This is a genomic window from Brevundimonas sp. KH_058, from assembly GCF_057838505.1.
The window spans coordinates 856,358-876,609 of sequence record NZ_CM174469.1 but is presented as its reverse complement, the minus strand read 5'-3'; the positions used below and the strand labels follow the sequence as shown (position 1 = coordinate 876,609).

The 20,252-nt window shown below is 66.8% G+C and carries 18 protein-coding genes; 14 read left to right on the top strand and 4 right to left on the bottom strand.

The genetic code is table 11. The features are described from left to right. Window positions 1-79 precede the first annotated feature (79 nt). Entirely contained in the window at window positions 80-418 is a 339-nt protein-coding gene (locus AC3ISA_RS04145; RefSeq protein ID WP_489179465.1) for a hypothetical protein, read from the top strand. A 114-nt stretch (window positions 419-532) separates the two neighbouring features. After that, window positions 533-1,210, top strand: coding sequence for a CPBP family intramembrane glutamic endopeptidase (locus AC3ISA_RS04140; RefSeq protein WP_489179464.1), 678 nt, complete (start codon window positions 533-535; stop codon window positions 1,208-1,210). Window positions 1,211-1,227: 17 nt separating this feature from the next. On the opposite strand, the gene AC3ISA_RS04135 is transcribed toward AC3ISA_RS04140, so the two are convergent. Both AC3ISA_RS04135 and AC3ISA_RS04130 read right to left on the bottom strand, forming a co-directional pair. Further along, entirely contained in the window at window positions 1,228-2,511 is a 1,284-nt protein-coding gene (locus tag AC3ISA_RS04135) for a sensor histidine kinase (RefSeq protein ID WP_489179463.1), read from the bottom strand. A 26-nt stretch (window positions 2,512-2,537) separates the two neighbouring features. Continuing rightward, window positions 2,538-3,212: a response regulator transcription factor gene (locus AC3ISA_RS04130; protein ID WP_489179462.1), complete on the bottom strand. Its 675-nt coding sequence runs from the start codon at window positions 3,210-3,212 to the stop codon at window positions 2,538-2,540. A gap of 677 nt (window positions 3,213-3,889) precedes the next feature. Between AC3ISA_RS04130 and AC3ISA_RS04125 the strand changes: the two genes are divergently transcribed. Then, entirely contained in the window at window positions 3,890-4,747 is an 858-nt protein-coding gene (locus AC3ISA_RS04125; RefSeq protein WP_489179461.1) for a pirin family protein, read from the top strand. A 67-nt stretch (window positions 4,748-4,814) separates the two neighbouring features. Next, window positions 4,815-5,771 carry a zinc-binding dehydrogenase gene (locus AC3ISA_RS04120; protein WP_489179460.1) on the top strand — a complete coding sequence of 319 codons (957 nt, stop codon included), beginning with the start codon at window positions 4,815-4,817 and terminating at the stop codon, window positions 5,769-5,771. Between the two features lie 12 nt (window positions 5,772-5,783). On the opposite strand, the gene AC3ISA_RS04115 is transcribed toward AC3ISA_RS04120, so the two are convergent. Continuing rightward, window positions 5,784-6,683, bottom strand: coding sequence for a LysR family transcriptional regulator (locus AC3ISA_RS04115; protein WP_489180072.1), 900 nt, complete (start codon window positions 6,681-6,683; stop codon window positions 5,784-5,786). Between the two features lie 318 nt (window positions 6,684-7,001). Between AC3ISA_RS04115 and AC3ISA_RS04110 the strand changes: the two genes are divergently transcribed. The 3 genes from AC3ISA_RS04110 to AC3ISA_RS04100 all read left to right on the top strand — a co-directional run bounded on the left by AC3ISA_RS04110 (window position 7,002) and on the right by AC3ISA_RS04100 (window position 9,392). After that, window positions 7,002-8,216: an MFS transporter gene (locus AC3ISA_RS04110; protein WP_489179459.1), complete on the top strand. Its 1,215-nt coding sequence runs from the start codon at window positions 7,002-7,004 to the stop codon at window positions 8,214-8,216. A 152-nt stretch (window positions 8,217-8,368) separates the two neighbouring features. After that, window positions 8,369-9,094: an alpha/beta fold hydrolase gene (locus tag AC3ISA_RS04105; protein ID WP_489179458.1), complete on the top strand. Its 726-nt coding sequence runs from the start codon at window positions 8,369-8,371 to the stop codon at window positions 9,092-9,094. A gap of 118 nt (window positions 9,095-9,212) precedes the next feature. Further along, complete coding sequence (locus AC3ISA_RS04100) at window positions 9,213-9,392, top strand: hypothetical protein (protein WP_489179457.1); 180 nt, start codon at window positions 9,213-9,215, stop codon at window positions 9,390-9,392. A gap of 357 nt (window positions 9,393-9,749) precedes the next feature. Here AC3ISA_RS04100 and AC3ISA_RS04095 read toward each other — a convergent pair whose 3' ends face one another. Next, window positions 9,750-11,435, bottom strand: a complete 1,686-nt coding sequence (locus AC3ISA_RS04095; RefSeq protein ID WP_489179456.1) for an MFS transporter — start codon at window positions 11,433-11,435, stop codon at window positions 9,750-9,752. Between the two features lie 443 nt (window positions 11,436-11,878). Between AC3ISA_RS04095 and AC3ISA_RS04090 the strand changes: the two genes are divergently transcribed. From AC3ISA_RS04090 to AC3ISA_RS04060, 7 genes are all read left to right on the top strand, one after another. Continuing rightward, the gene (locus tag AC3ISA_RS04090; protein WP_489179455.1) at window positions 11,879-12,991 is read left to right on the top strand and encodes an NAD(P)-dependent alcohol dehydrogenase; all 1,113 of its coding nucleotides are present in this window, start codon (window positions 11,879-11,881) and stop codon (window positions 12,989-12,991) included. Between the two features lie 43 nt (window positions 12,992-13,034). Further along, on the top strand, window positions 13,035-14,114 hold the full coding sequence (locus AC3ISA_RS04085) for an MBL fold metallo-hydrolase (RefSeq protein WP_489179454.1): 1,080 nt from the start codon (window positions 13,035-13,037) through the stop codon (window positions 14,112-14,114). A 128-nt stretch (window positions 14,115-14,242) separates the two neighbouring features. Continuing rightward, entirely contained in the window at window positions 14,243-15,697 is a 1,455-nt protein-coding gene (locus AC3ISA_RS04080) for an aldehyde dehydrogenase family protein (protein ID WP_489179453.1), read from the top strand. Next, window positions 15,694-16,809 (top strand): alkene reductase, encoded by a 1,116-nt coding sequence (locus tag AC3ISA_RS04075; protein WP_489179452.1) that lies wholly within the window; start codon window positions 15,694-15,696, stop codon window positions 16,807-16,809. Before AC3ISA_RS04080 ends, AC3ISA_RS04075 begins: the two co-directional genes overlap by 4 nt. Before the next feature lie 90 nt (window positions 16,810-16,899). Continuing rightward, entirely contained in the window at window positions 16,900-17,823 is a 924-nt protein-coding gene (locus tag AC3ISA_RS04070; RefSeq protein ID WP_489179451.1) for a LysR family transcriptional regulator, read from the top strand. 152 nt (window positions 17,824-17,975) lie between these two features. Then, window positions 17,976-19,079, top strand: a complete 1,104-nt coding sequence (locus AC3ISA_RS04065) for a Gfo/Idh/MocA family protein (RefSeq protein ID WP_489179450.1) — start codon at window positions 17,976-17,978, stop codon at window positions 19,077-19,079. Between the two features lie 76 nt (window positions 19,080-19,155). Beyond that, the gene (locus AC3ISA_RS04060; protein WP_489179449.1) at window positions 19,156-20,169 is read left to right on the top strand and encodes an aldo/keto reductase; all 1,014 of its coding nucleotides are present in this window, start codon (window positions 19,156-19,158) and stop codon (window positions 20,167-20,169) included. Window positions 20,170-20,252 lie beyond the last annotated feature (83 nt).

The following is a 20,252-nucleotide window of genomic DNA, read 5'->3' as shown; positions in this document are numbered from 1 at the left end:
CCCCGCCGACGGTCGGTTGCGATGCGAGGGTCCGCGTCGCAACCGTCCCGCCGCTCCCGGAAACCTGGAGTCCGACACCATGCCTAACCCCCTGTTCCGCAATCGCTCGCGATCCGCCTTGTGCGCCGTCGCCTTGTCCGCGGCCGCTCTGGCGGCATGCGGCACGACAGCCGCGCCTCACCATGTGAACCTGCAGGACGACTATAGAACCTGCTCGGAGTTCGGGTCCGCTCCAGGGTCTCGCGCCTACAGCGACTGCATGGTCGCCCAGCAGCGTCGGCGTGATGACGCCGGACTGAATGAAGCGCGCAAGAACCAGCTCATCAACGAGGGCGCCCGAGACGCCTACGCCACCGCCGAACAGGCGCGGCGGGACCGTTGCAGACGGGATCCGAACCGTCGCGAGTGCGGCCGGTAGTCCGCATCCCTGAGACGCCGAAGCCAAACGAAGATTGAAAAGCGATCCGGAAGAGCGCGTCAACGGCGCGTCCCTCCGGATGACGCCATGCCCTTTGAACATCGGAGCAGGACAATGAGCGCCAAGGTGCAACAGCCGGGCTGGCCCGAAATCCTCGTGGGACTGGCGACCTTTGTGGTGCTCCTGGTCCCGGCAGCCCTGGCCGTCGGGTTCCTGCACGATCAGCCTGTTCTCCAGGGCGTCGTCGGCTCGACGGCCGGTGGTCTGGCGGGGGTTGGCGGCTTCGCCGCGGCCTGGGGCCTGCGGATCCGTGCCCTGGGTCCCTTCGGGTTCATACCGGTAGCGGTCCGCTGGCTGTTGATCGCTGCCGCGCTCGGGATTGTCGGCTACGGTCTGAACCTCATCATCCAGTTCACCTATGTGTCGCTCCTGGGCGACGACAACCCGCAGGCCGTGCTCCATGCGGCGGCTCAGGGCGGTGCGATCGCCTTCACCCTCTCGCTCATGGGCGGCGCTCTGTTCACCCCCTTCGGGGAGGAGATACTGTTCCGGGGCGTCATAGCGAACGCTCTGAACCGGTACGGCGCCTGGGCGGGCGTCGGGCTCAGCGCGGGGATCTTCGGCATCGTGCACGGCGTCAGCGTGATCCTGCCCGTCGCCATCATGGTTGGCGTACTCTCAGCCATCCTCTTTCGCCGCACCGGGTCGGTCTGGCCCTGCGTTGTCCTGCATTGCGTCTACAATGGCGCAAACAGTTTTGCGTCGGCTCTGGGCTTCGCGCCGGTTCAGTGAAGCGCATCCGCGACCTGTCAAAGTGGCGCGAGATCCACTCTCACCACGGTTCCCCCGACGACGGCGCTGGCGATGGACACACGCCCGCCGTGCCGCTGGACCACCTGCTGAACCAGGTTCAGACCCAGGCCGCTCCCGGCTGAGCGCGGCCGCAGGCGATGGAAGGCCTCGAACACGCGTTCCCGCTCCTCAGGGGGAATCCCGGGCCCATCATCCTCGACCTCGAACGCCGACCCGTCGATCCTGACGATGATATGTCGCCCGCCATGTTCCATCGCGTTCTGGATCAGATTGGTGACCACCCGTTCCATCGACGAACGATCCACCGTCAACGATTGTCGGCGCACGACTTGAACCTCGATTGAGCGGTCTGCCTCGATCAGTAGGGGAGCCAGGTCAGCGACGACTCCTCGCACGAGCCCGACCAGATCAAGGTCTTCGTCTTGCCTGTCCTGATCGAGCCGCTGGAGATCGAGCAGCTGGTCCGCCAGTGTCGCCAGGCGATGAACATCGGCGGCGAGCGCCCGCATTCCGGGCGTCTGCGACACCTCCACCCGGGCGCGCAGGATCGCGATAGGCGTGCGCAGCTCGTGCGCAGCAGACGCGATGAACCGGCGCTGGCGCTCGTAGCCCTCATCGAGACGGTCCAGCGCCAGGTTGATGGCACGGACGAGCGGCGCAATCTCAATCGGCACATAGTCCTCGCTCAGGCGACGACCGCGTCTCGCTATATCGATCTCCGCCGCCTCTTGGGCGATGCGCGACACCCCGGCGAGCGATCGCCTGACGATCCACGGCGTGACAAGGACCGACGTCAGCACGAGCAGCAGAAAGATCGGGAGGACGATCACATTGGACGCGATCAGGATAATCATGCTCAGTCTGTTCAGCTTGCCGTGACCGAGGATCGTCAGCGTTCCGGCCGGGGCCGTTTCCCGCCGGAGTACCGCTGTCAGGTCGTGCGGCGCCTCGCGATCGCGGAGTTGCGCATACGAGAAATCCGCCAGAGCGCCGAGCGACGCATAGCGGGCCGGCACGTCGCCCAGCGATACGCTGCGGCCCTCGTCATCCTCGGCCACGAACCAGAGATCGGGCGCCTCCTTCCGCAGTTCGGCTAGTTCGGGTGTCATCCGGACGAAGAGACGACCGTCGTCGTTTCGATCGATCGCCCGGGCGATGACCGGGGTGATGCTCTCGTCGGTATAGGGGCCCCCGCTGTCGATGCGGACGGTCACCGCCAGGATGGTCGCGAAGGAGATGAGAAGGATCGCGAGCTGGACGGCGAGGGGGTAGATGATCAATGGGCGCTTGAGCGAGAGAGGCCGGTTCACAAGGGTTCCCGCAGCAGATAGCCCACGCCCCGAATGGCATGGATTTCGACGCCGGCCTCCGCATCGGTGAGCTTACGGCGGAGCCGCGAGATGTGAGAATCCAGAGTGTTGGACTGGACCTCGTCGTCGAACCCGAAGACTGCCTGCTCCAAGGACTCTCGCAGCACGGTTCTCCCGCGCCGCCTCATCAGCGCGGCGAGCACCCGCAATTCGCGTCGTGGAAGGTCGAGCCGATCCTCGCCGATCCTCGCTTCCTCATGAGACAGGTCGTAGACAAGCCGGCCTGCGCGGATGTCGTCTTTCGCCAGTTCGGGTGGGCGTCGACGCACAGCTCGGATGCGCGCCAGCATCTCGTCGATCGCAAAAGGCTTTATGAGATAGTCGTCGGCGCCCTCGTCCAGGCCGGTGATGCGGTCCGACACGTCCCCGCGCGCGCTTATGACGATGATCGGCAGCCCCGGGCTGCTTTCGCGTAGCTCTGCGACGAGCGTCAGGCCGTCACCGTCCGGCAAGGTGCGATCCAGCAGCACCAGATCGAAGACGGCCAGCGCTGCTGCGTCCCGCGCTGTGTGCAGACGGCTGACATGATCGACGACATAACGTTCCCGCTCGAGTGCGCTCCGCAGCGCCTCGGCCATCTGACGTTCGTCCTCGACCAGAAGGATCCTCATGGGAACGGCCAATCCGCGGGGTCCTGCCTGGAGGCGGCCATGCGCTCGCGCTCCAAGGCCCACCGCAAGGCCTCGGCCATCTGAGGTTCGTCTTCAACGATCAGGACTCTCAATACAGATGCCTCGCAGGTCGAGAGGCGGTCTACGCGAAGACCGCCCGTGCCCCACAGCTCACGCGTGGCGCATTCAGATCGAGATCTGGCGACGCCTGGCCAGTCTAGCCAGTCGTGCGCCTGGAACGCTGTGTTGCTTGTTTTGAAACCGCACGGACGTCGGCGACGCATCGGTCCGTCGGCTTTGAATTCGCCGTCTATCCCTGGAACCGTTCCGGTCATGCAATGCGCGTCGGGGCTGGCGAGGAAAAGGCGGCCGCAGCGATATCTGCGTGTGACCGTCGCGACCGAGCGCGTCGTCGGCCGGGTCACATCGGGTATCTCACCGACCTCGCGTTCTGGTCCGCGTTTGTGGTGCGAGAGCCGAGACACGGGTTTGGATCAGAGAGGCAGCACATCCTCTCGCATCACCAGAGCGGGAAAGGTGGTTGCGGGCCGGGCAACGCAGCGTTCCCCTCGGGCGGCTTGTAAGCGGATCGCTCGTTCTCGAAGTTTGGTCTGGCTGCGGGACGGCGTCGGATGGACCGACGGGCGTCCCATGCGACCCTTGATAAGGATCTGACCATGTCGTCACGAACAATCGACCGCATCACCGCCATTCCGCCCCTCGGGCCGGGGTTCGACGGCGATCACCACAAGGCGGCCCTCGTGGTCTCGCCGGGCGACCTGCAGCGCACAGACCCCTTCTTCCTGATGGCGGACGACCACGTCACTGTTGAGGGCGGTTTCGGCGAGGCTCACCCCCACGCCGGGCTCGAAACCGTCACCTTCATGCTCAATGGGACCATGGAAGATACCGGCGGTCGTCTCGACGAAGGCGATGTGGAATGGATGACGGCCGGCAGCGGCATCGTCCATTCCGAACAGGCCAAGGTCACCGAGGGCATGCGGCTGTTCCAGCTATGGCTCACCTTGCCTGAAGCCGAACGCAACATGGACCCCCGCGTCCAGATCATACGCGCCGCCACGGCTCCGGCTCATCGGCGCGACGGCGTGCTGGCCACGGTCTACAGCGGCCATCTGGGCGATGCGATTTCGCCGACGCTGAACGCCGTTCCGGTCACTCTCGCGGACGTCCGCTTGGAGCCGGGCGCGATCTGGGAGCCCCGCCTTCCGTCCGACTTCAACGCCTTCGTGGTGGTGATCGAGGGCGAGGCCTTCGTCGGCGACACCGCAGCGGAACTGACTGTCGGCGTCGTCGGCTGGAGCAGTCCGACCCAGGAACAGAACAGCACCCTTCCCCTGCGGGCGGGGGAGGGCGGGTCCCGTCTCCTGCTTTACGCCGGCCAGCCGCAAAAGACGCCGGTCGTCGCCCAGGGCCCGTTCATCGCCGGCTCCCGCGAAGAGCTGGCGGGTTACTACGCCCGCTACCGCGACGGGGCCTTCCCCCACGCGGGCGACATGCGCCCCCTCGTTTCCTGACCCAGACGCCGAACGGCCGTAGCGGACCTCGGGCCGTTGCGGCGACGGCCTTGCCGAGAGCTATTCCATGTCCAGAGCCATACAGATCCAATCCACCGGCGGCCCCGAGGTCCTGGAGTTCATCACCCGCGATGTCGGCGCGCCGGGCCCCGGTCAGGTGCGGGTGAACCAGAGCGCGGCAGGCCTCAACTACGTCGATGTGATGGTGCGCAAAGGCCTCTATCCCGTTGCTTTTCCGACGGTGCCGGGCTTCGAGGCGGCCGGGACGGTCGACGCCGTCGGGCCGGGCGTGTCCGACTTCGCTCGAGGCGATCGCGTCGGCTATTTCTTCGCCGAAGGGGCCTATGCCGAGGTTTCAATCGTTCCCGCCTCGGCTCTGGTCCATTTGCCGGACGATATTTCTGAAGAGACCTCAGCCACCTGGCTCGCCAAGGGACTCACCGCGTGGATGGGTCTCAACGCCTTGGCGAAACCCGGACGGGGCGACACAATCCTCGTGCTCGGGGCGTCCGGAAGCGTGGGCTCGATCCTTTCGCGCTGGGCGAAGGCGGACGGGGTCACCGTGATCGGGGTGGCCGGGTCTTCGACCAAACTCGACAAGGTAGCGGCCGGAGCGGACCACGCTCTTCTCGCCGGCGGCAATGATGTGGCCGGCGCGATCCGCCGGATCGCTCCCGAGGGCGTCGATGTGGTCTATGACCTGGTCGGCCAATCGACCTTCCATCTGGCCGTCGATGCGGTTCGCGACGGCGGCGTGATCACGACGATCGGCGCCGCTTCCGGCCCGCCCGCGCCGCCGGTCGAGGCCTTACGCCAGCGTGGCGTCCAGGTGCGCGGAGGCGGCACGCCTCAACATGTTCACGGGGCCACGACCAGGAACGCCAGTTCAGCGCTCTGGGACAGGATCCGCAGCGGCGTGTTCGAGGACCTCGCCATCGCGCGGTATTCGTTCCAGGATGTGGCCATTGCGCATGCCGCCATGGACGGCCGGAGCCTCGATGGCCTCCCGGTTCTGATCATCTGAACGTTCGCTCGGTCAGATCTCGCGGTCGATGCGTTCAGTGAGGAAATTCACCAGGGCGCGGACCCTTGCGATCCCGGAGCGCGCGGCGGGTAGGAACAGTTGAAGGTCGGCGCCTTCATGGGTCCAGTCCGGAAGCACGGCCTCCAGATCGCCGTCGGCCAAGGCGTTCTCGACCATGAAGCGCGGCACCAGGACGACGCCCAGTCCGGCCTTGGCCGCGGCGAGAAGCATCTGGCCGTTGTCCGCCCGGATGCGTGTCTCCAGCCGCACCGCCTCCCAGTCCCCTGTCCGGCGAAACCGCCAACGACCCGTGTCATGGAGATAGAGGACGGCTGCATGGTCGGCCAGGTCGGAAGGCGTCTCCGGCCGCCCCTGGGCGTCGAGGTAGGCGGGACTGGCGAGCACCGTCCAACGCACCCGAGCGAGCTTGCGGGTGATGAGGACCGAGTCCGGCACATTGCTGGTCCAGACGGCGAGGTCATAAGCCTCTCGCACCATGTCGACCTGACGATCCTCGAAGCGGATATCCAGGCTGACCCTGGGATGAAGCCCAGCAAACTCCGCCAGAAGCGGCGCCAGACAATATTCGCCGAAGGCTACGGGCACCTGAATGCGAAGCTGTCCTGAAATCTCGGCGGTCGATACCGTCACCGCATCCTGCGCGGCCTCGAGCTCCGTCAGCCCGGCTGAAGCGCGGGCGTGATAGTCCCGCCCGATATCCGTCAGGGTGGTGCCGCGCGGCGTGCGGGTGAGCAGCCGCGCCCCAAGGACGCCCTCGAGCCGGCTCACCCGCCGGCTCACGATCGACTTGGCGACGTCAAGCCGGGCGGCGGCATTGGCGATGCTTCCCGTCTCGACCACACGGACGAACGCAACAACGTCGAGGAGATCAACGGCAGGGGGTTTCGACATCAGCAACGCTCCGTTGCAGCGGGAAGGACTTTTGCAACAGTAGGGCGGAACTATCTTCTGGAGAAGCGGCAAGGTGTCGCTCGCGGATTGTCCCACCATCCGGCCGATCTGGAGATGCTTTTGATCGTCAAATCTTTCGCCACACCCGGTTGATGCAACGCGCCGCCATTCTTTGAAGGCCGCGCCAGACAGGCCTTCTCGTCCTTCCCACCATGCCTTGAGCGCCGTCCGGCGTCCCGGGGCCTCGCCTCACCGACCGGGTGAGACCCGCCCGGCCATCGCCGCGCGGACCGCGCGGTCATGTCTCCGGAGTTCCCTATGCTCGACGTGCCGACTGACGATTCCCTTTCCGGAACGGACCGCGCCGACTGGCCCGCTGTCTGGTCCCTGACCTTGGGAGCCTTCGGCGTCGTAGCGGCGGAGCTGCTGCCCGTCAGCCTCCTCACGCCGATGGCCGTCGATCTGGGCGTTTCGCTCGGCGCGGTCGGCCAGTCCGTCACCGTGACCGCAGTCATAGCCGCGGTAGCGGGGCCGCTTCTGGTGCTCGGCGCGGGGCGGGTTGATCGTCGCACCCTGATCCGGCTGCTGATGGCGCTATTGATCGTCTCCAGCCTGATCAGCGCCCTTGCGCCCAACATCCAGGTGCTCTTGTTCGGTCGCGCCCTGCTTGGCTTGGCCCTCGGCGGCTACTGGGCGCTCATCACCGCCCTGGCGTTGCGGCTTGTCCCGGCCGCCCACGTCGCCCGCGCCATCGCGATCATCATCATGGGCGTGTCCGCCGCGACGGTCTTCGCCGTCCCGCTCGCAGCAGTCCTCGGAGCCCTGGCGGGCTGGCGCGCGACCTTTTGGGCGGTCGCCGGCTTTGGCGTTGTCGCCATGACGATCCAGCTGGGCGTCCTGCCTCGCCTGCCGTCAAAGGGAGCCGTCGGGCTGGCGGCGTTCCGGTTCGCCTTGTCCCGTCCCGCGGTCCTTGTCGGTCTCGGCGTTTCGATCCTCGTGACGTCCGGTCACTTCGCGGGCTTCACCTTCATCCGGCCGTTCCTCGAGGAGGTCTCCGGGCTGTCAATCACTGCGGTTTCAATCGCGCTTGTCGCCTTCGGCGTCGGCGGGCTCGCCGGCAACGCGGCGGCCGCGGCGCTGGCGGCGCGCAGTCCGGCCTGGGCCATCGGCGCCTCGGCGCTGTTGATCGCCGCCGCCGCCCTGAGCCTCGTGCTTCAGGGACAGTCTGCGGCCGCAGCCCTCTTCGCCAGCGGTCTCTGGGGCTTCGCCTTTGGCGGGGTGCCGGTGTCGGCGTCGGTCTGGAACGCCCGGGTTGCGCCCGACTTGGCGGAAAGCGCGGGCGCCCTGATGGCCGCCGCCTTCCAGGTGGCTATCGCCAGCGGCGCCGTCGTGGGGGGACTGCTCATCGACAACGTCGGTCCGACCGGGGTGATGACCTATGCCGCCGTCGTCGTCCTGGCCGGCGCCCTGACCATCCTGACCTTTGGTCGCGCGCATGAGCGGAGGAGAGCCCGTGACGGCTATCCCGCTTGACGCCGATCGTTCGCCACGCCCGGACGCGGCCTGACCGCTACGGACGCAACCCGGCGACGGCTCCCACCGACGCCGCCTCCAATCCAGCCGGTCGACCTATCCTTCGATCTGTCGCGCGCGTCTGGACCCAACCCTTGAGAAGGAGATTACCCATGCCTGCAGTTCTCGTTCACGGCGTTCCCGATACCCATCGCCTGTGGGATCCTGTTCGCGCTCGCCTGCAACGGAAGGATGTCGTCGCCCTGTCCCTGCCGGGCTTCGATTCCCCAATCCCGGAAGGCTTCCAGTCCACCAAGGAAGAATATCTGGAGTGGCTGATCCGTCAGATCGAGGCGCTCGGCGAACCGGTTGACCTGGTCGGCCATGATTGGGGAAGTCTGCTGACGGCCCGCATCGCATCGGTCCGGCCCGATCTGGTCCGGACCTGGACCGGGATCAGCGGCCCGCTCGACCCCGAGTACGAGTGGCATTATCTCGCCGAGATCTGGCAGAAGCCGGGCGAAGGCGAGGCGTGGATGGCGGCTCTGGATAGAGACGAGTTCGCCCAGAACCTGATCGACGCCCAGATGCCGCCGCAAGACGCGCGCGAGTCGGTCAGCCACATCGATGACCAGATGAAGGCCAGCATCCTGGCCCTGTACCGCTCCTCCATCAATGTGGGAGCGGAGTGGAAGCCGGGCCTCGCCCAAGTCGTCGCACCCGCCCTCGTGATCTGGGGTATCGACGACCCGTTCCTGCCGAACCGGTTTGCGGATCTGCTCGGCGAGGCCACTCGCGCCCGCGCCGTTGTCAAGCTGCGCGCCACCCACTGGCCCCTGCTTAACGTGCCCGGCGACGTGGCGCGCGAGCTGGAAGCGCACTGGGCCACCGCCGCCTGATGATGCGCCGCCCTGTCGTCTGCGGACGACAGGGCGGCGATCGCAGCTGATGCCGCGATCTCCGCTCCGACCCTGCGCCGCTCTCAAAAATCACTCCTAACGCAGAAAGACCCTTCCGATGACCCAGCCCTCTCTCAGCCGACGCAAGATTGTGCTCGGCGCCTCCGCCGGCGTGGCGGCCATGACCGCCCTTCCGGCCTTTCTGGTCCGGCCGGCCCCGGCCGCCGCTGTTGTTCCTGCCGCGCCCGCCCTCAAGACCGCTCCGGGCGCGAATGCGCTTGCGTCCGGCTGGTGGTGAGGGCGACGCTTTGCTTCCCAGGGGCTGCCTGAACGCGCCGCTGCCGAAGGGCGAGGCTTTTCGGCCCTGCCCGGAGGGGGCTCGCAGACCCGCTCCGGGCGTCTGGCGAATTCCTTTTGCGCGATCGGCTGATGATCGCCGCAGGCCAGGCGCCGACTGTCGTCGCGTCTTCCTGAACCTGTCCTGGCGCCGCGGGCGGTCCTGAAGGCCTATTCGTGTGGGCCCATAGCCTGGTTGAGACCCACAAGACCCTGCTGAGCCGCGATGTGCTGGAGTTCATTTGCGGCTGAAGCGGGAGAGGGCAGATCACCGTGCGCCCGATCCGTCACCTTCGTCGCACGTCGCAGCGTCGAGGAGTCAGGGGAGGAACGATCCCACCACCAGAGCCGCGCCTACCGCCGCGACGCCGCCGAGGAGGATTTTGCCGGCGAGGGACGCAGCGGGCGGTCGCCAAGTCGATGCTGTGGAGACCGGCGCAGCCGGCGCAGCGGCGGTCGCGCCCGAGCGCAGCTGCGCCAGCTGCGCCCGGATCCGGATCGACAGCAGAACACCGAGGTAGGCGGCGGTGCCCGCGGCCAGCATCGCCGCCAAGCGCAAGGCGTCCTGATAGGCAAGGATCGCGGGCTCGGAAGCGAGCGCTGTCTTGTGGCGGACCAGCGACCAGTCGATAACAGCCGCCAGCAGCGCGTGGCCCGCCAAAGCGCCCAGTCCGTTGAGCAGGCCAAACAGCACGATGAAGCTGATGAGCTCCCGGCTTCCCCGCTGCAGCGCCTGGGTCACGCCCAGCAGCAGCGCCGGGCCAAGGAAATAGGCGCCGGCGAAACCGATCACGAATTGAGAGACGTAGAAGCGGGGCAGGGCCGAGAGGTCGGCGGGCGCGCTCTCGACGTAGGCGGCCACCGCTACGACAGCGATGGCCAGCATCATCGGGCGAGCCAGCTTCTCGACCTTGACCGAAATGGCGCTGACGGCCGCTCCGGAGACGACGCCGCTCAGGACCAACAGGGAAAGTGTTTCGAGCTGGTTCGCCCCCGCGCCAAGCATGCGGAGGAGATCGGTGGCGATCTGTTGTTCAGCCAGAACCAGACGCGCCATCAGCGTGGCCAGGGCGAACCGGGCCACCTCGCCACGCGCTAACCAGCGCAGGTCGAGGAGGGGCTCGGGACGTCTGAGCTCGATCACCGTCCCCAGGCTGATCAGAACCACGGTTGCTGCGAGGGCCGGAACAATCCAGCCGGAGCCCCAGCCGGACACGGGGCCGAGGCCGGCTAAGGCAGCCAGACAGGCGAGCCCGCCGCCAATCAGGACAAAGGTCGCAGCGTCGGCAGACTGAAAGACGCGCACGCGCTCGGTCGGCGGCAGGCGGACAAGGGCCACCGCCGCCAGAGACAGAAGGGCGAGCCCGGCCTCGAACTCGAACAGGGAGCGCCGTTCCGAAGCCGCCAGCAGCGCGGGAGAGAGGACAAGAGCCAGGGGGAGGGCGCACTGCACCACGCCGACGCCGAGCACCATGCCGCGGAGACGCCACTGCGCCGGCAACGCCTGCATCATATAGAACAGACACAGCGGAATGAGGGCCGCCGCCGCGATCCCGCTGGCGGCCCGCAGCGCGATGGCGTGTCCAAGATCTGTCGCGAACAGATGGCCGACAGAGAGCAGGGCGTAGAGTCCCAGGAACAGGATCGCGAAGGGACGCAGTCCATACTGCTGGCGAAACTTGATCAGAAGCAGGTTCGCCGAGACGCTCGTCATCACATAGGCGGTCGGCAGCCACGCGACTTCGACCGCCGTCCAGCCCATCGCTGCCTGGATGGTCCCCGCATTCACCAGCACGAAGGCGCTGCCAAGCCCGGCGGTCAGGCCGAGCAGGACCGAGATGACCGCATAGGCGGCGCGCAACGCCGGCCCGTGCTGCGGGGTGGCCGGCGAACCCGCGACGGCCGGCCGCTCGCCGGGGCCGAACAGGCGGCTTTCTTCAGAGAGAAAGCGCCCGATGTGGCTCACCAGGGTCGCGGCGCGTGTGGGGTTCGGATGGCTGGACATGCTCGGGAGCTTAAGGGCGCGAGGTCGCCGCTGCTCCTCCCAAGTGGTTCCGCCAGGCCCAACTCAGCGTAGCGTTTCAAGCAACCCCCATCGCCGATGTTCAAAGAGACTGTCGCACGGCGGCCTTGGCCTAACCCGCCTGTCGACCTGCGGAGCCGTGGGCCGCACAGGATGCGCGTGAGCGCGAGCCGGAACACTCCGCTGCAACGGACGAATGCCTGTCGTGGGGGTTGCCGCATCAGCAACGCTCCGTTTCCAGCACGCCGTCTTCAGGGCGGCGGAAGGGCGTGGTCCATTGATGGCCGAGGCGTCGCAGCCGGTTTCCGCAACCGCCTGACGATCCATCCCGCCCAGCGGCCGAAGAAGCCGACGACCGCTGAAACCATCACCGGATTGACCAGCGCCGCCCGGCGCGGTCCGCCCCAGACGAAAAGACTGATCACATGAGCATCGCATCCCGAGCCGCAGTGATTGACCGGAAGGACGCCCCCTTCGTCATCCGGTCGGTGATCCTGGAGGAGCCCCGCGCTGACGAGGTGCTCGTCCGTATGGTCGCCACCGGGATCTGCGCCACGGACGCCCATGTCCAGCGCCAGCTGATGCCTGCGCCCCTTCCGGCGATCCTCGGCCATGAAGGGGCCGGGATCGTGGAACGGGTCGGATCGACCGTCACCCATGTCGCGCCGGGCGACCATGTGGTCCTGTCCTACCATTCATGCGGTCACTGCAAGTCCTGCGCGAGTTCGCACGCCGCCTATTGCGATCGGGTATGGGACGCCAATTTCGCCGGCGCCCGACTGGACGGCACCTGCGGCGTGCGTGATGAAAACGGCGAGAGCCTTCACGCCCACTTCTTCGGCCAGTCCTCCTTCGCCACCTATGCGCTGGCCCACGCCCGCAACACCATAAAGGTGTCGAGGGACGTCCCGCTTGAGATCCTCGGACCGCTCGGCTGCGGCTTCCAGACGGGCGCGGGCGCCGTGCTCAAGGCGCTGGACGTCCGGGTCGGCGCATCGATTGTCGTCTTCGGTGTCGGCGCCGTCGGTCTGGCGGCGATCATGGCCGCCAAGGTCGCCGACGCCCTGACCATTATCGCAGTGGATGTGAACGCCGATCGCCTCGCCCTGGCCCTCGAACTGGGCGCCACCGAGGTCGTCAACGCCCGCGAGGTCGACGATGTCACTGTGGCCCTCAGGGCGATCAGCCCGCGCGGGGTTGAATATGTGCTCGATACGAGCGGTCGCAAGGAGAACCTCGACGCCGGCGTGGGGGCCCTGGCCCCCATGGGTCATTTCGGTTTCGTCGCCTTCAACGACCATTCCGGCGCTGTTCTGGACGCCTCGCGCCTGACGTTGGGCCAGAGCCTGACCGGCATCATCCAGGGCGACGCCGTCTCCACCCTGATGATCCCGGAGATGATCGATCTGTATCGCGGCGGCCGGTTCCCGTTCGACCGTCTCATCAGCTTCTACGACTTCGACGACATCAACCAGGCCTTCGAGGACGCCGGCTCGGGTCGGGTCATCAAGGCCGTTCTCCGCTTTCCCGCTTCGTAACCCCAAGCCCCGCCCCCAGCCTTTTCAGAAAAGGACTACCGCCATGTGCGACAAGCACCAGAAGCCCATCGTGGCCTCCGATACCCCGGCCTTCTTCGGCATCGACAACTACGGCTTCCCGGAAGCCGGCGAACATCCCGCTGATCCGCCGAACTACTACCCGCCTTACTTCACAAGCGAACGCTTTCAGCGGCTCGGCTATCATGTCGAGGAACTGCGCGACGGCTTCTACTGGGTCACCAGCGGCGGCTATGACGCGGCCTTCGTGGTCACCGATGAAGGCGTGGTGGCGATCGACGCCCCGCCGACCTTGGGCGAGAACATGCTGGAGGCGATCCGGGACGTGACCGACAAACCGGTCACTCATGTGATCTACAGCCACTGGCATTCCGATCATATCGGCGCCGCATCTATCTACGGCCCGGACGTCGAGATCATCGGCCACGAGATCACCAAGGAACTGCTGGAGCGCTTCCCCGATCCGAAACGGCCCGTCCCGACCCTGACCTTCGACACGGCCTATACGCTCGTCGTCGGCGGTGTGGTCCTGGAACTGTCCTACAAGGGAGAGAACCATTGCCCGGGCAACATCTTCATCTGGGCCCCGGCCCAGAAGGTGCTGACGGTGATCGACATCATCAGCCCCGGCAGCGCGACCTTCATGCACTGCGACGCCTCGCAGAACATCTCGGGCTGGTATGAGGCCCAGGCCCAGTTGATGGAGTACGACTTCGACTTCCTCGTCGCCGGCCACCACATGAGCTACGGCACGCCCGACACGGTGAAGGCCTCCATCGAATATTTCGCCGACGTGCTGGAAGGCGCCCAGGCGGCCGTCGATCGCTTTTCCCGCTCGGATGTCCTGATCGACATCCTGATCGAGCCGGGCCTCGACAAGTTCTGGGTCGGCACCGAGAACTGGATCAACTCCATGACAAACTTCGCGACCAAGCATGTGCTTGAGAAGCGGAGCAGCAATGGACAGCTGTGGTCCGAGCGTCTGGCCGGGGTCACCACCCAGACCAAGTACCACGCCTACACTGTGCTGGAATCGATCCGCCTCGAGCGGAACCGACCCAACTACCGCCTCAAGGGCGAGAACCCCCCGCCGTTCTACGCCTGACCGGTCGGCCGACCCCGTCGCGGAACATCACCCCACCCGCGCGGCGGAGGCCGAGCAGGGCGGGGCGCCTATCCCTCCCCGAGCGCCCCGCCCATTCGCGCCCAAGACACCAGCCAGGAAGATCACTCATGTCATCGTTCAAAGGCCACAACTGGATCGACGGCCAGCACGTCTCGGCGTCGCGCCGGACAACCTCGATCGACCCGGCCACCTACCAGCCCATCGGCGACTATCCGGATGACGGGGCGGCGGCCGCGGCGGCCTGCATCGTCGCTGCGCGCAGGGCTTTCGCAAGCTCGCCCTGGCGCCATGACCCTGAGCTGCGCGCCCGGGTGCTGTCCCAGATGGCCGACGCCGTCGAGCGCAATCTGGACCGGTTGGTCTCGGTCCTCTCCCTTGAGAATGGCAAGATCCGCGGCGAGGCGCGTTTCGAGGTCGCCGCCGTGCCCGGAAAGCTCCGCTACTGGGCCGCCATGACCCTGACCGAGAGCGGCCGGGCGACCACGCCCCGGCCGGGCAGCCTGTCGGTGATCCTGCGCCAACCGATGGGCGTAGCAGGCGTGATCGTCCCCTGGAACTCGCCGGTCATCCTGGCGGTCCGCTCCTTCGCCCCGGCGCTCGCGGCAGGCTGCACCGTGGTGATGAAAATGCCCGGTCAGACGGCCCAGACGGCCAGCGTCCTGGCCGAGGTGCTCGCCGAGGCCGCCGATCTTCCGGCGGGGGTGATGAACATGTTCGTCGAGAGCGGAGCCGAGGGCTCCGCCCTGCTTGTGGAAAGCCCGGATGTCCCCGCCATCAGCTTCACCGGAAGCACCCGGACCGGCGCGGCGATCGGCGCGGTGGGCGCACGGATGATGAAGCGCATGGGGCTGGAGCTGGGCGGCAAGGCGCCGATGATCGTGTTTGAGGACGCGGACGTGGAACCCATGATCCCGGTCCTCGAGAAAGCCCTGACAATTTTCGCCGGCCAGTTCTGCATGACCGGCTCGCGTCTTCTCGTCCAGGACCATCTCTATGAGGTCGTTCGCGATCGGTTGGCCGAGCGCTTGCGCAAGGTGCGCGTGGGGCCAGCCTCCAGTCCGGAGAGCGACATGGGACCGCTGATCGACCGCCAGAACGTCGAACGCGTCGACGGTGTCGTGCGCGCCGCCCTGGCCGCAGGCGCCACGGCTGTGGTGCGCGGCGGGCCGATCACCGAAGGGCCGCTCGCCCCGGGCGCCTTCTTCCGTCCCGCCATGCTCGAGGTCCAGGACAACAGTCTGGACATCGTCCAGCAGGAAACCTTCGGTCCCGTCATCACCGTCCAGAGGTTCGGCGACGAGGCGGAGGCCATCGATCTGGCCAACGACAGCATCTTTGGCCTGTCCGCCAGCGTCTGGACCCGAGATATCGATCGGGCTCTGCGCGTCGCCCAGGCCCTCGAGGCCGGAAGCGTCTTCGTCAACGACTGGGCCAAGGTCTTCGACGGCACGGAGGAGGGCGGCTTCAAACAGTCGGGCCTCGGACGCCTGAACGGTCACGCCGCCATCGAAGACTTCATCGAATACAAACACATCGCTCTCAAACCTGGAGTCGCGTCATGACCGCCATCGATCTTGAAACGGAGGTCGCCGCCAGCGGGCGAGTCCCCGGCGTGGACTGTCTGTTCGACAAGGTGAAGCTCGGGCTGAACCGTCTCTCCAACCGTCTCGTCATGGCGCCGATGACCCGCAACCGTGCGGAGCCAGACGGGACCCCCGGACCACTCAGCCCCGAATACTACGCCCAGCGCGCCGGCATGGGTCTGATCGTCACCGAGAGCACACAGCCGTCTGCGGACGGCCAGGGCTATATGACGACGCCGGGACTTTACACGGACGCCCATGTCGCGGGCTGGCGGCGTGTCACGGACGCCGTGCATGAGCGCGGCGGCCGCATCGTTATCCAGCTCGCCCATGCCGGACGTATGTCTCACCCGGACAACACGCCCCACGGACGACCAGGGCTCGCGCCCAGCGCCGTCGGTCCGGGTACGGACATATTCACCCCCACTGGCATGCAACCGGTCCCGACCCCACGGGAACTGACGGACGAACAGATTCGGACCGTCATCGACGAATTCCGCCATGCGGCGCGACGCGCGCTCGAAGCTGGAGCGGACGGGGTCGAGATCCACGGTGGCACCGGATATCTGATCCATCAGTTCCTCGGCGCCAGCTCAAACCGCCGGAGCGACGACTGGGGCGGCTCGACCCAACGCCGCGCCCGGTTTGCACTCGAGATCGCCCGCGCCGTGGCTGTCGAGATCGGTGCCGACCGGACGGGGATTCGGCTGTCACCCGGCGCGAACATCTTCGGGATCGAGGAGGGCGTTGACGCCGAAGCGCTCTACGCGCATCTCGTCCTGGAGCTGGATCGCCTGAACCTCGGCTACCTCCACATCACCCAGTTCGGCGATGACGCAGAGGTCAGGGCTCTGCGTCGCCTGTGGGGCGGGGCCTTGATCCTCAATCGACCCGGACGCCCCCGGGAGATGATCGGCGCCGACGTCGAGAGTGGACTGGCCGACTTCGAGGCCTATGGCCAGCTCGTCCTGGCCAATCCGGACTTCGAACGCCGGCTGCGGGACGGCGCCGCGTTCAACACGGCGGACAGGGCCACCTTCTACGGGGGTGGTGCGGCCGGTTACACCGACTATCCGCGGCTCCCGGACTGACCGTAATGACGTATCCATCGTTGCTGTCGATCTCCGGCGTGTATATAAATCCATGCCATGGATTTGCATGGCATCGACCTCAACCTGCTAGTGGCTTTCGACGCCCTGATCGCCGAGCGGAGCGTCACCCGTGCGGGGACCCGCATCGGACGCACCCAGCCGGCGATGAGCGCCGCCCTGATGCGTCTGCGCCGTTTGATGGACGACGAACTGTTCGTGCGCGGTCCACAGGGCCTGCAGCCGACCCAGCGGGCGCTCGAGCTTTCCGAACCCATTTCCGTCGCGCTCGGCGACATCCAGCGCACCTTGGAGTTCACCCAGGGTTTCGACCCGGCGCGCTCCGGGATGACCTTCACCTTGGGACTGTCGAGCCATGCCGAGACCGTGGTCGTCCCCCGGCTCATGGCGATCCTCGCCGCGCGGGCTCCGGGCGTCGACCTGCGGGTCCGGACCTTTGCCGCCCGCGACGACGCGATCCGCTTGCTGGACGCCGGCGAGGTCGATCTCTCCGTTGGGATACCGCCGTCCGCCACGGCCCGGATTCTGACGGCTCGATTGTTTCAGGACCGTTTCGTCTGCGTTGTGCGAAAGGATCATCCCGTCGCCCGACGCCCGCTGGATCCAAAAACCTTCCAGGCCTTGTCCCATGTGGTGGTGTCGCCAGAGAACGAGGGGATCGATGTCGCCGACGCGGCGCTCGCCAGCAAGGGATGGGCGCGGCGGGCGGCCGCCACGGTCGGCCAGATGTCGACGGCGCTCCAGCTTGTCGCCGCTTCGGACAGGATCGCCACGGTGATGGAAAGCGCGGTGATCCAGTCCGCTCAGGCCGACCGCCTCGCCATTCTGGAGTTCCCGCTGGCCCTGAATGCCGTGCCGTTTGTCATGGCCTGGCATCGCCGCAACGATGTTCACCCGGCCCAGACCTGGCTGCGCAGTTGTCTTGCGGGGGGCTTCCCCCATGTCTGGCAACCCTCCCTGCCGGTCTGTGCGGATCTGCGCCAGCAGTACTACTGATCCGGACCGCCGCGGCGGCGGCGGGTACAAGTGATATCCATGGGATGGATAATGACACATCCCGCATATCGATTTCTCTGAAGTGGGTCTGCTCCCTAGATCGATCGCCGAAGCGCACCCATCGCGCTCGTCGACCTAGCTGGAGCTAATCAATGTCGAAGAAAGTTTTCCGTGTCGGGATCATCGGGGCGGACACCGCCGCGAGCTGGGCGGGGGCGTCCCACATTCCCGCCCTGGCCGCGCAGCCCAACCTCGAACTGGTCGCGGTGGCGACCCGTCGTGAGGAGAGCGCGCGCGCCGCAGCCGAGGCTTTCGGCGCCGAGCGCTGGTACGCGGACCCCCATGCCCTGATCGCCGACGAGACGATCGACGTTGTGACGGTGGCCGTGAAGGTTCCCGCCCATCGCGAACTGGTTCTCGCGGCCCTGGCGGCCGGCAAGGCCGTCTACAGCGAATCTCCACTCGGGGTCTCGGTCGCCGAAGCGAAAGAAATGGCGTCGGCCGTCGGCGATCTCCACACAGCGATCGGGCTGCAGGGGCGACAAAATCCTGCCGTCCGTCGGGCCGCTGAACTGGTGAAGGCGGGGGCTGTCGGCCGGCTCATGTCGGCCCGCGTGATCGCCACCACCTTCGGCTACGGACCCCAGTCGCCGAGCGTCTACGACTACTTCAACAAGGCCGCGTCTGGCGCCAGCTTCCTCACCATTACGACGGGCCATGTGCTGGATGTCGTCGAGGCGGTGCTGGGCGATATCGTGGAAGTCGACGCCCGCACGGAACTGCTTTGGCCCGATATTGAGATTGTGGACACAGGTGAGACCTCGCGGCGGGAGATTCCCGACCACCTGGACATGATCGCCAAGACGCAGAGTGGTGCGCCGGTGTCGCTGCAGGTGCTCGCCGGGGTGCCGGCGGACCAGGCGAACTTCACCTTCGAGATCCGCGGCTCGGAAGGCTGGATCACGCTTACGGGCCACCATTTCGCGGGCGTCCAGGTCGGCGATTTGACCCTTACGGCCAGCGTGGCCTTCCAAGCCCCCGAAGCGCCGGTCGCCAACGGCGTGGGGCCCACGGCTGCTGAGTTCTGGGCGGGAGCGGCGATTAATGTGGGCGAGGTCTACGCCTCGCTTGCGCGCGACCTGGAAGCGGGGACCTACGCCACCCCGGGCTTCGCCCACGCCCTCCATAACAGCCGGTTGATCGCTGCGGTCGAACGTGCGGCGAAGACCGGAGAAAGGCAGCGGATCATCGATTGATCGTCAACAGCGGTCGTCGCGGCGCAGGCCGCGACGACCTTTCAGGGTCACTCTTCTGAGGAGACGCGCCATGAGAATGCGCAAGCTGGGCCAGAGCGGCCTGTGGGTTTCGGAGTTGAGCTTCGGCGCCATGACGTTCGGCGGAACCGACGGCCTCTGGGGTCAGGTCGGCCGTCTCGGCCAGGACGACGCCAACACCCTCGTGCGCGCCGCGCTCGAGGCGGGCATCAACACTTTCGACACGGCCGACGTCTACGCCAACGGCCGCAGCGAGGAGATGCTGGGCCAGACCTTCAGGGCGCTGGGGGTTCCGAGGGACGATGTGGTCATCGCCACCAAAGGCTTCAGCGCGATGGGAGAAGGCCCCAACCGGCGCGGCGCATCGCGCCGGCATCTGATCAGCGCCTGCCATGCCAGCCTGCAGCGGCTGGGGGTCGATCACATCGATCTCTACCAGGTCCACGGGTTCGACCCGTCCACGCCGATCGATGAGACCCTTGACGCCTTGGACACCCTCGTCCGGGCCGGGGACATCCGCTACGTTGGGCTGTCGAACTGGGCCGGCTGGCAGATCATGAAGGCGATCGGGATTTCCCGAGCGCGCGGCCTGGCTCCCGTCACCGCCTTGCAGGCCTACTACACGCTGGTTGGACGGGATCTCGAGCGCGAGATCGTGCCGCTTCTGAACTCGGAACAGGTTGGCCTCATGGTCTGGAGCCCCTTGGCGGGCGGTTACCTGACCGGAAAGTACGCCCGGGGCGGCGATGGGGCGGGCGGCCGGCAGACCGAGCTCGACTTCCCGCCGATCGACCGGGTGCGGGGCGGGCCGTTGCTCGAGACCTTGGCGACTGTGGCCGCCAGGCACGATCGCACGTCGGCCCAAATCGCCATCGCCTGGCTCCTGCATCAGCCCGTGGTCTCCACGGTGATCATCGGCGCCAAGCGGGTCGAGCAGCTTCAGGACAATGTCCGTGCCGCCGAGGTAAGGCTCGACGCCGAAGATCGGGCCGCGCTGGACAAGGTGAGCCGACTGCCGATCGAATACCCCGGCTGGCTGCTCAATCCGTCCGACTGGCCGTCGGAGCGTTGAGAATGAAAGTCGCCGCCCTGGTTCTGGTCCGCCCACCGCCTGGCCCATCGGTGGGCGGACGTCCAGACTAAGGGTTTGGAGCC

Excerpts from the sequence above, each read along its gene's own strand:
- AC3ISA_RS04145 (WP_489179465.1), top strand. The coding sequence starts at position 80 with ATGCCTAACCCCCTGTTCCGCAATCGCTCGCGATCCGCCTTGTGCGCC.
- AC3ISA_RS04140 (WP_489179464.1), top strand. The coding sequence starts at position 533 with ATGAGCGCCAAGGTGCAACAGCCGGGCTGGCCCGAAATCCTCGTGGGA.
- AC3ISA_RS04130 (WP_489179462.1), bottom strand. The coding sequence starts at position 3,212 with ATGAGGATCCTTCTGGTCGAGGACGAACGTCAGATGGCCGAGGCGCTG.
- AC3ISA_RS04125 (WP_489179461.1), top strand. The coding sequence starts at position 3,890 with ATGTCGTCACGAACAATCGACCGCATCACCGCCATTCCGCCCCTCGGG.
- AC3ISA_RS04120 (WP_489179460.1), top strand. The coding sequence starts at position 4,815 with ATGTCCAGAGCCATACAGATCCAATCCACCGGCGGCCCCGAGGTCCTG.
- AC3ISA_RS04115 (WP_489180072.1), bottom strand. The coding sequence starts at position 6,683 with ATGTCGAAACCCCCTGCCGTTGATCTCCTCGACGTTGTTGCGTTCGTC.
- AC3ISA_RS04110 (WP_489179459.1), top strand. The coding sequence starts at position 7,002 with ATGCTCGACGTGCCGACTGACGATTCCCTTTCCGGAACGGACCGCGCC.
- AC3ISA_RS04105 (WP_489179458.1), top strand. The coding sequence starts at position 8,369 with ATGCCTGCAGTTCTCGTTCACGGCGTTCCCGATACCCATCGCCTGTGG.
- AC3ISA_RS04100 (WP_489179457.1), top strand. The coding sequence starts at position 9,213 with ATGACCCAGCCCTCTCTCAGCCGACGCAAGATTGTGCTCGGCGCCTCC.
- AC3ISA_RS04095 (WP_489179456.1), bottom strand. The coding sequence starts at position 11,435 with ATGTCCAGCCATCCGAACCCCACACGCGCCGCGACCCTGGTGAGCCAC.
- AC3ISA_RS04090 (WP_489179455.1), top strand. The coding sequence starts at position 11,879 with ATGAGCATCGCATCCCGAGCCGCAGTGATTGACCGGAAGGACGCCCCC.
- AC3ISA_RS04085 (WP_489179454.1), top strand. The coding sequence starts at position 13,035 with ATGTGCGACAAGCACCAGAAGCCCATCGTGGCCTCCGATACCCCGGCC.
- AC3ISA_RS04080 (WP_489179453.1), top strand. The coding sequence starts at position 14,243 with ATGTCATCGTTCAAAGGCCACAACTGGATCGACGGCCAGCACGTCTCG.
- AC3ISA_RS04075 (WP_489179452.1), top strand. The coding sequence starts at position 15,694 with ATGACCGCCATCGATCTTGAAACGGAGGTCGCCGCCAGCGGGCGAGTC.
- AC3ISA_RS04065 (WP_489179450.1), top strand. The coding sequence starts at position 17,976 with ATGTCGAAGAAAGTTTTCCGTGTCGGGATCATCGGGGCGGACACCGCC.
- AC3ISA_RS04060 (WP_489179449.1), top strand. The coding sequence starts at position 19,156 with ATGCGCAAGCTGGGCCAGAGCGGCCTGTGGGTTTCGGAGTTGAGCTTC.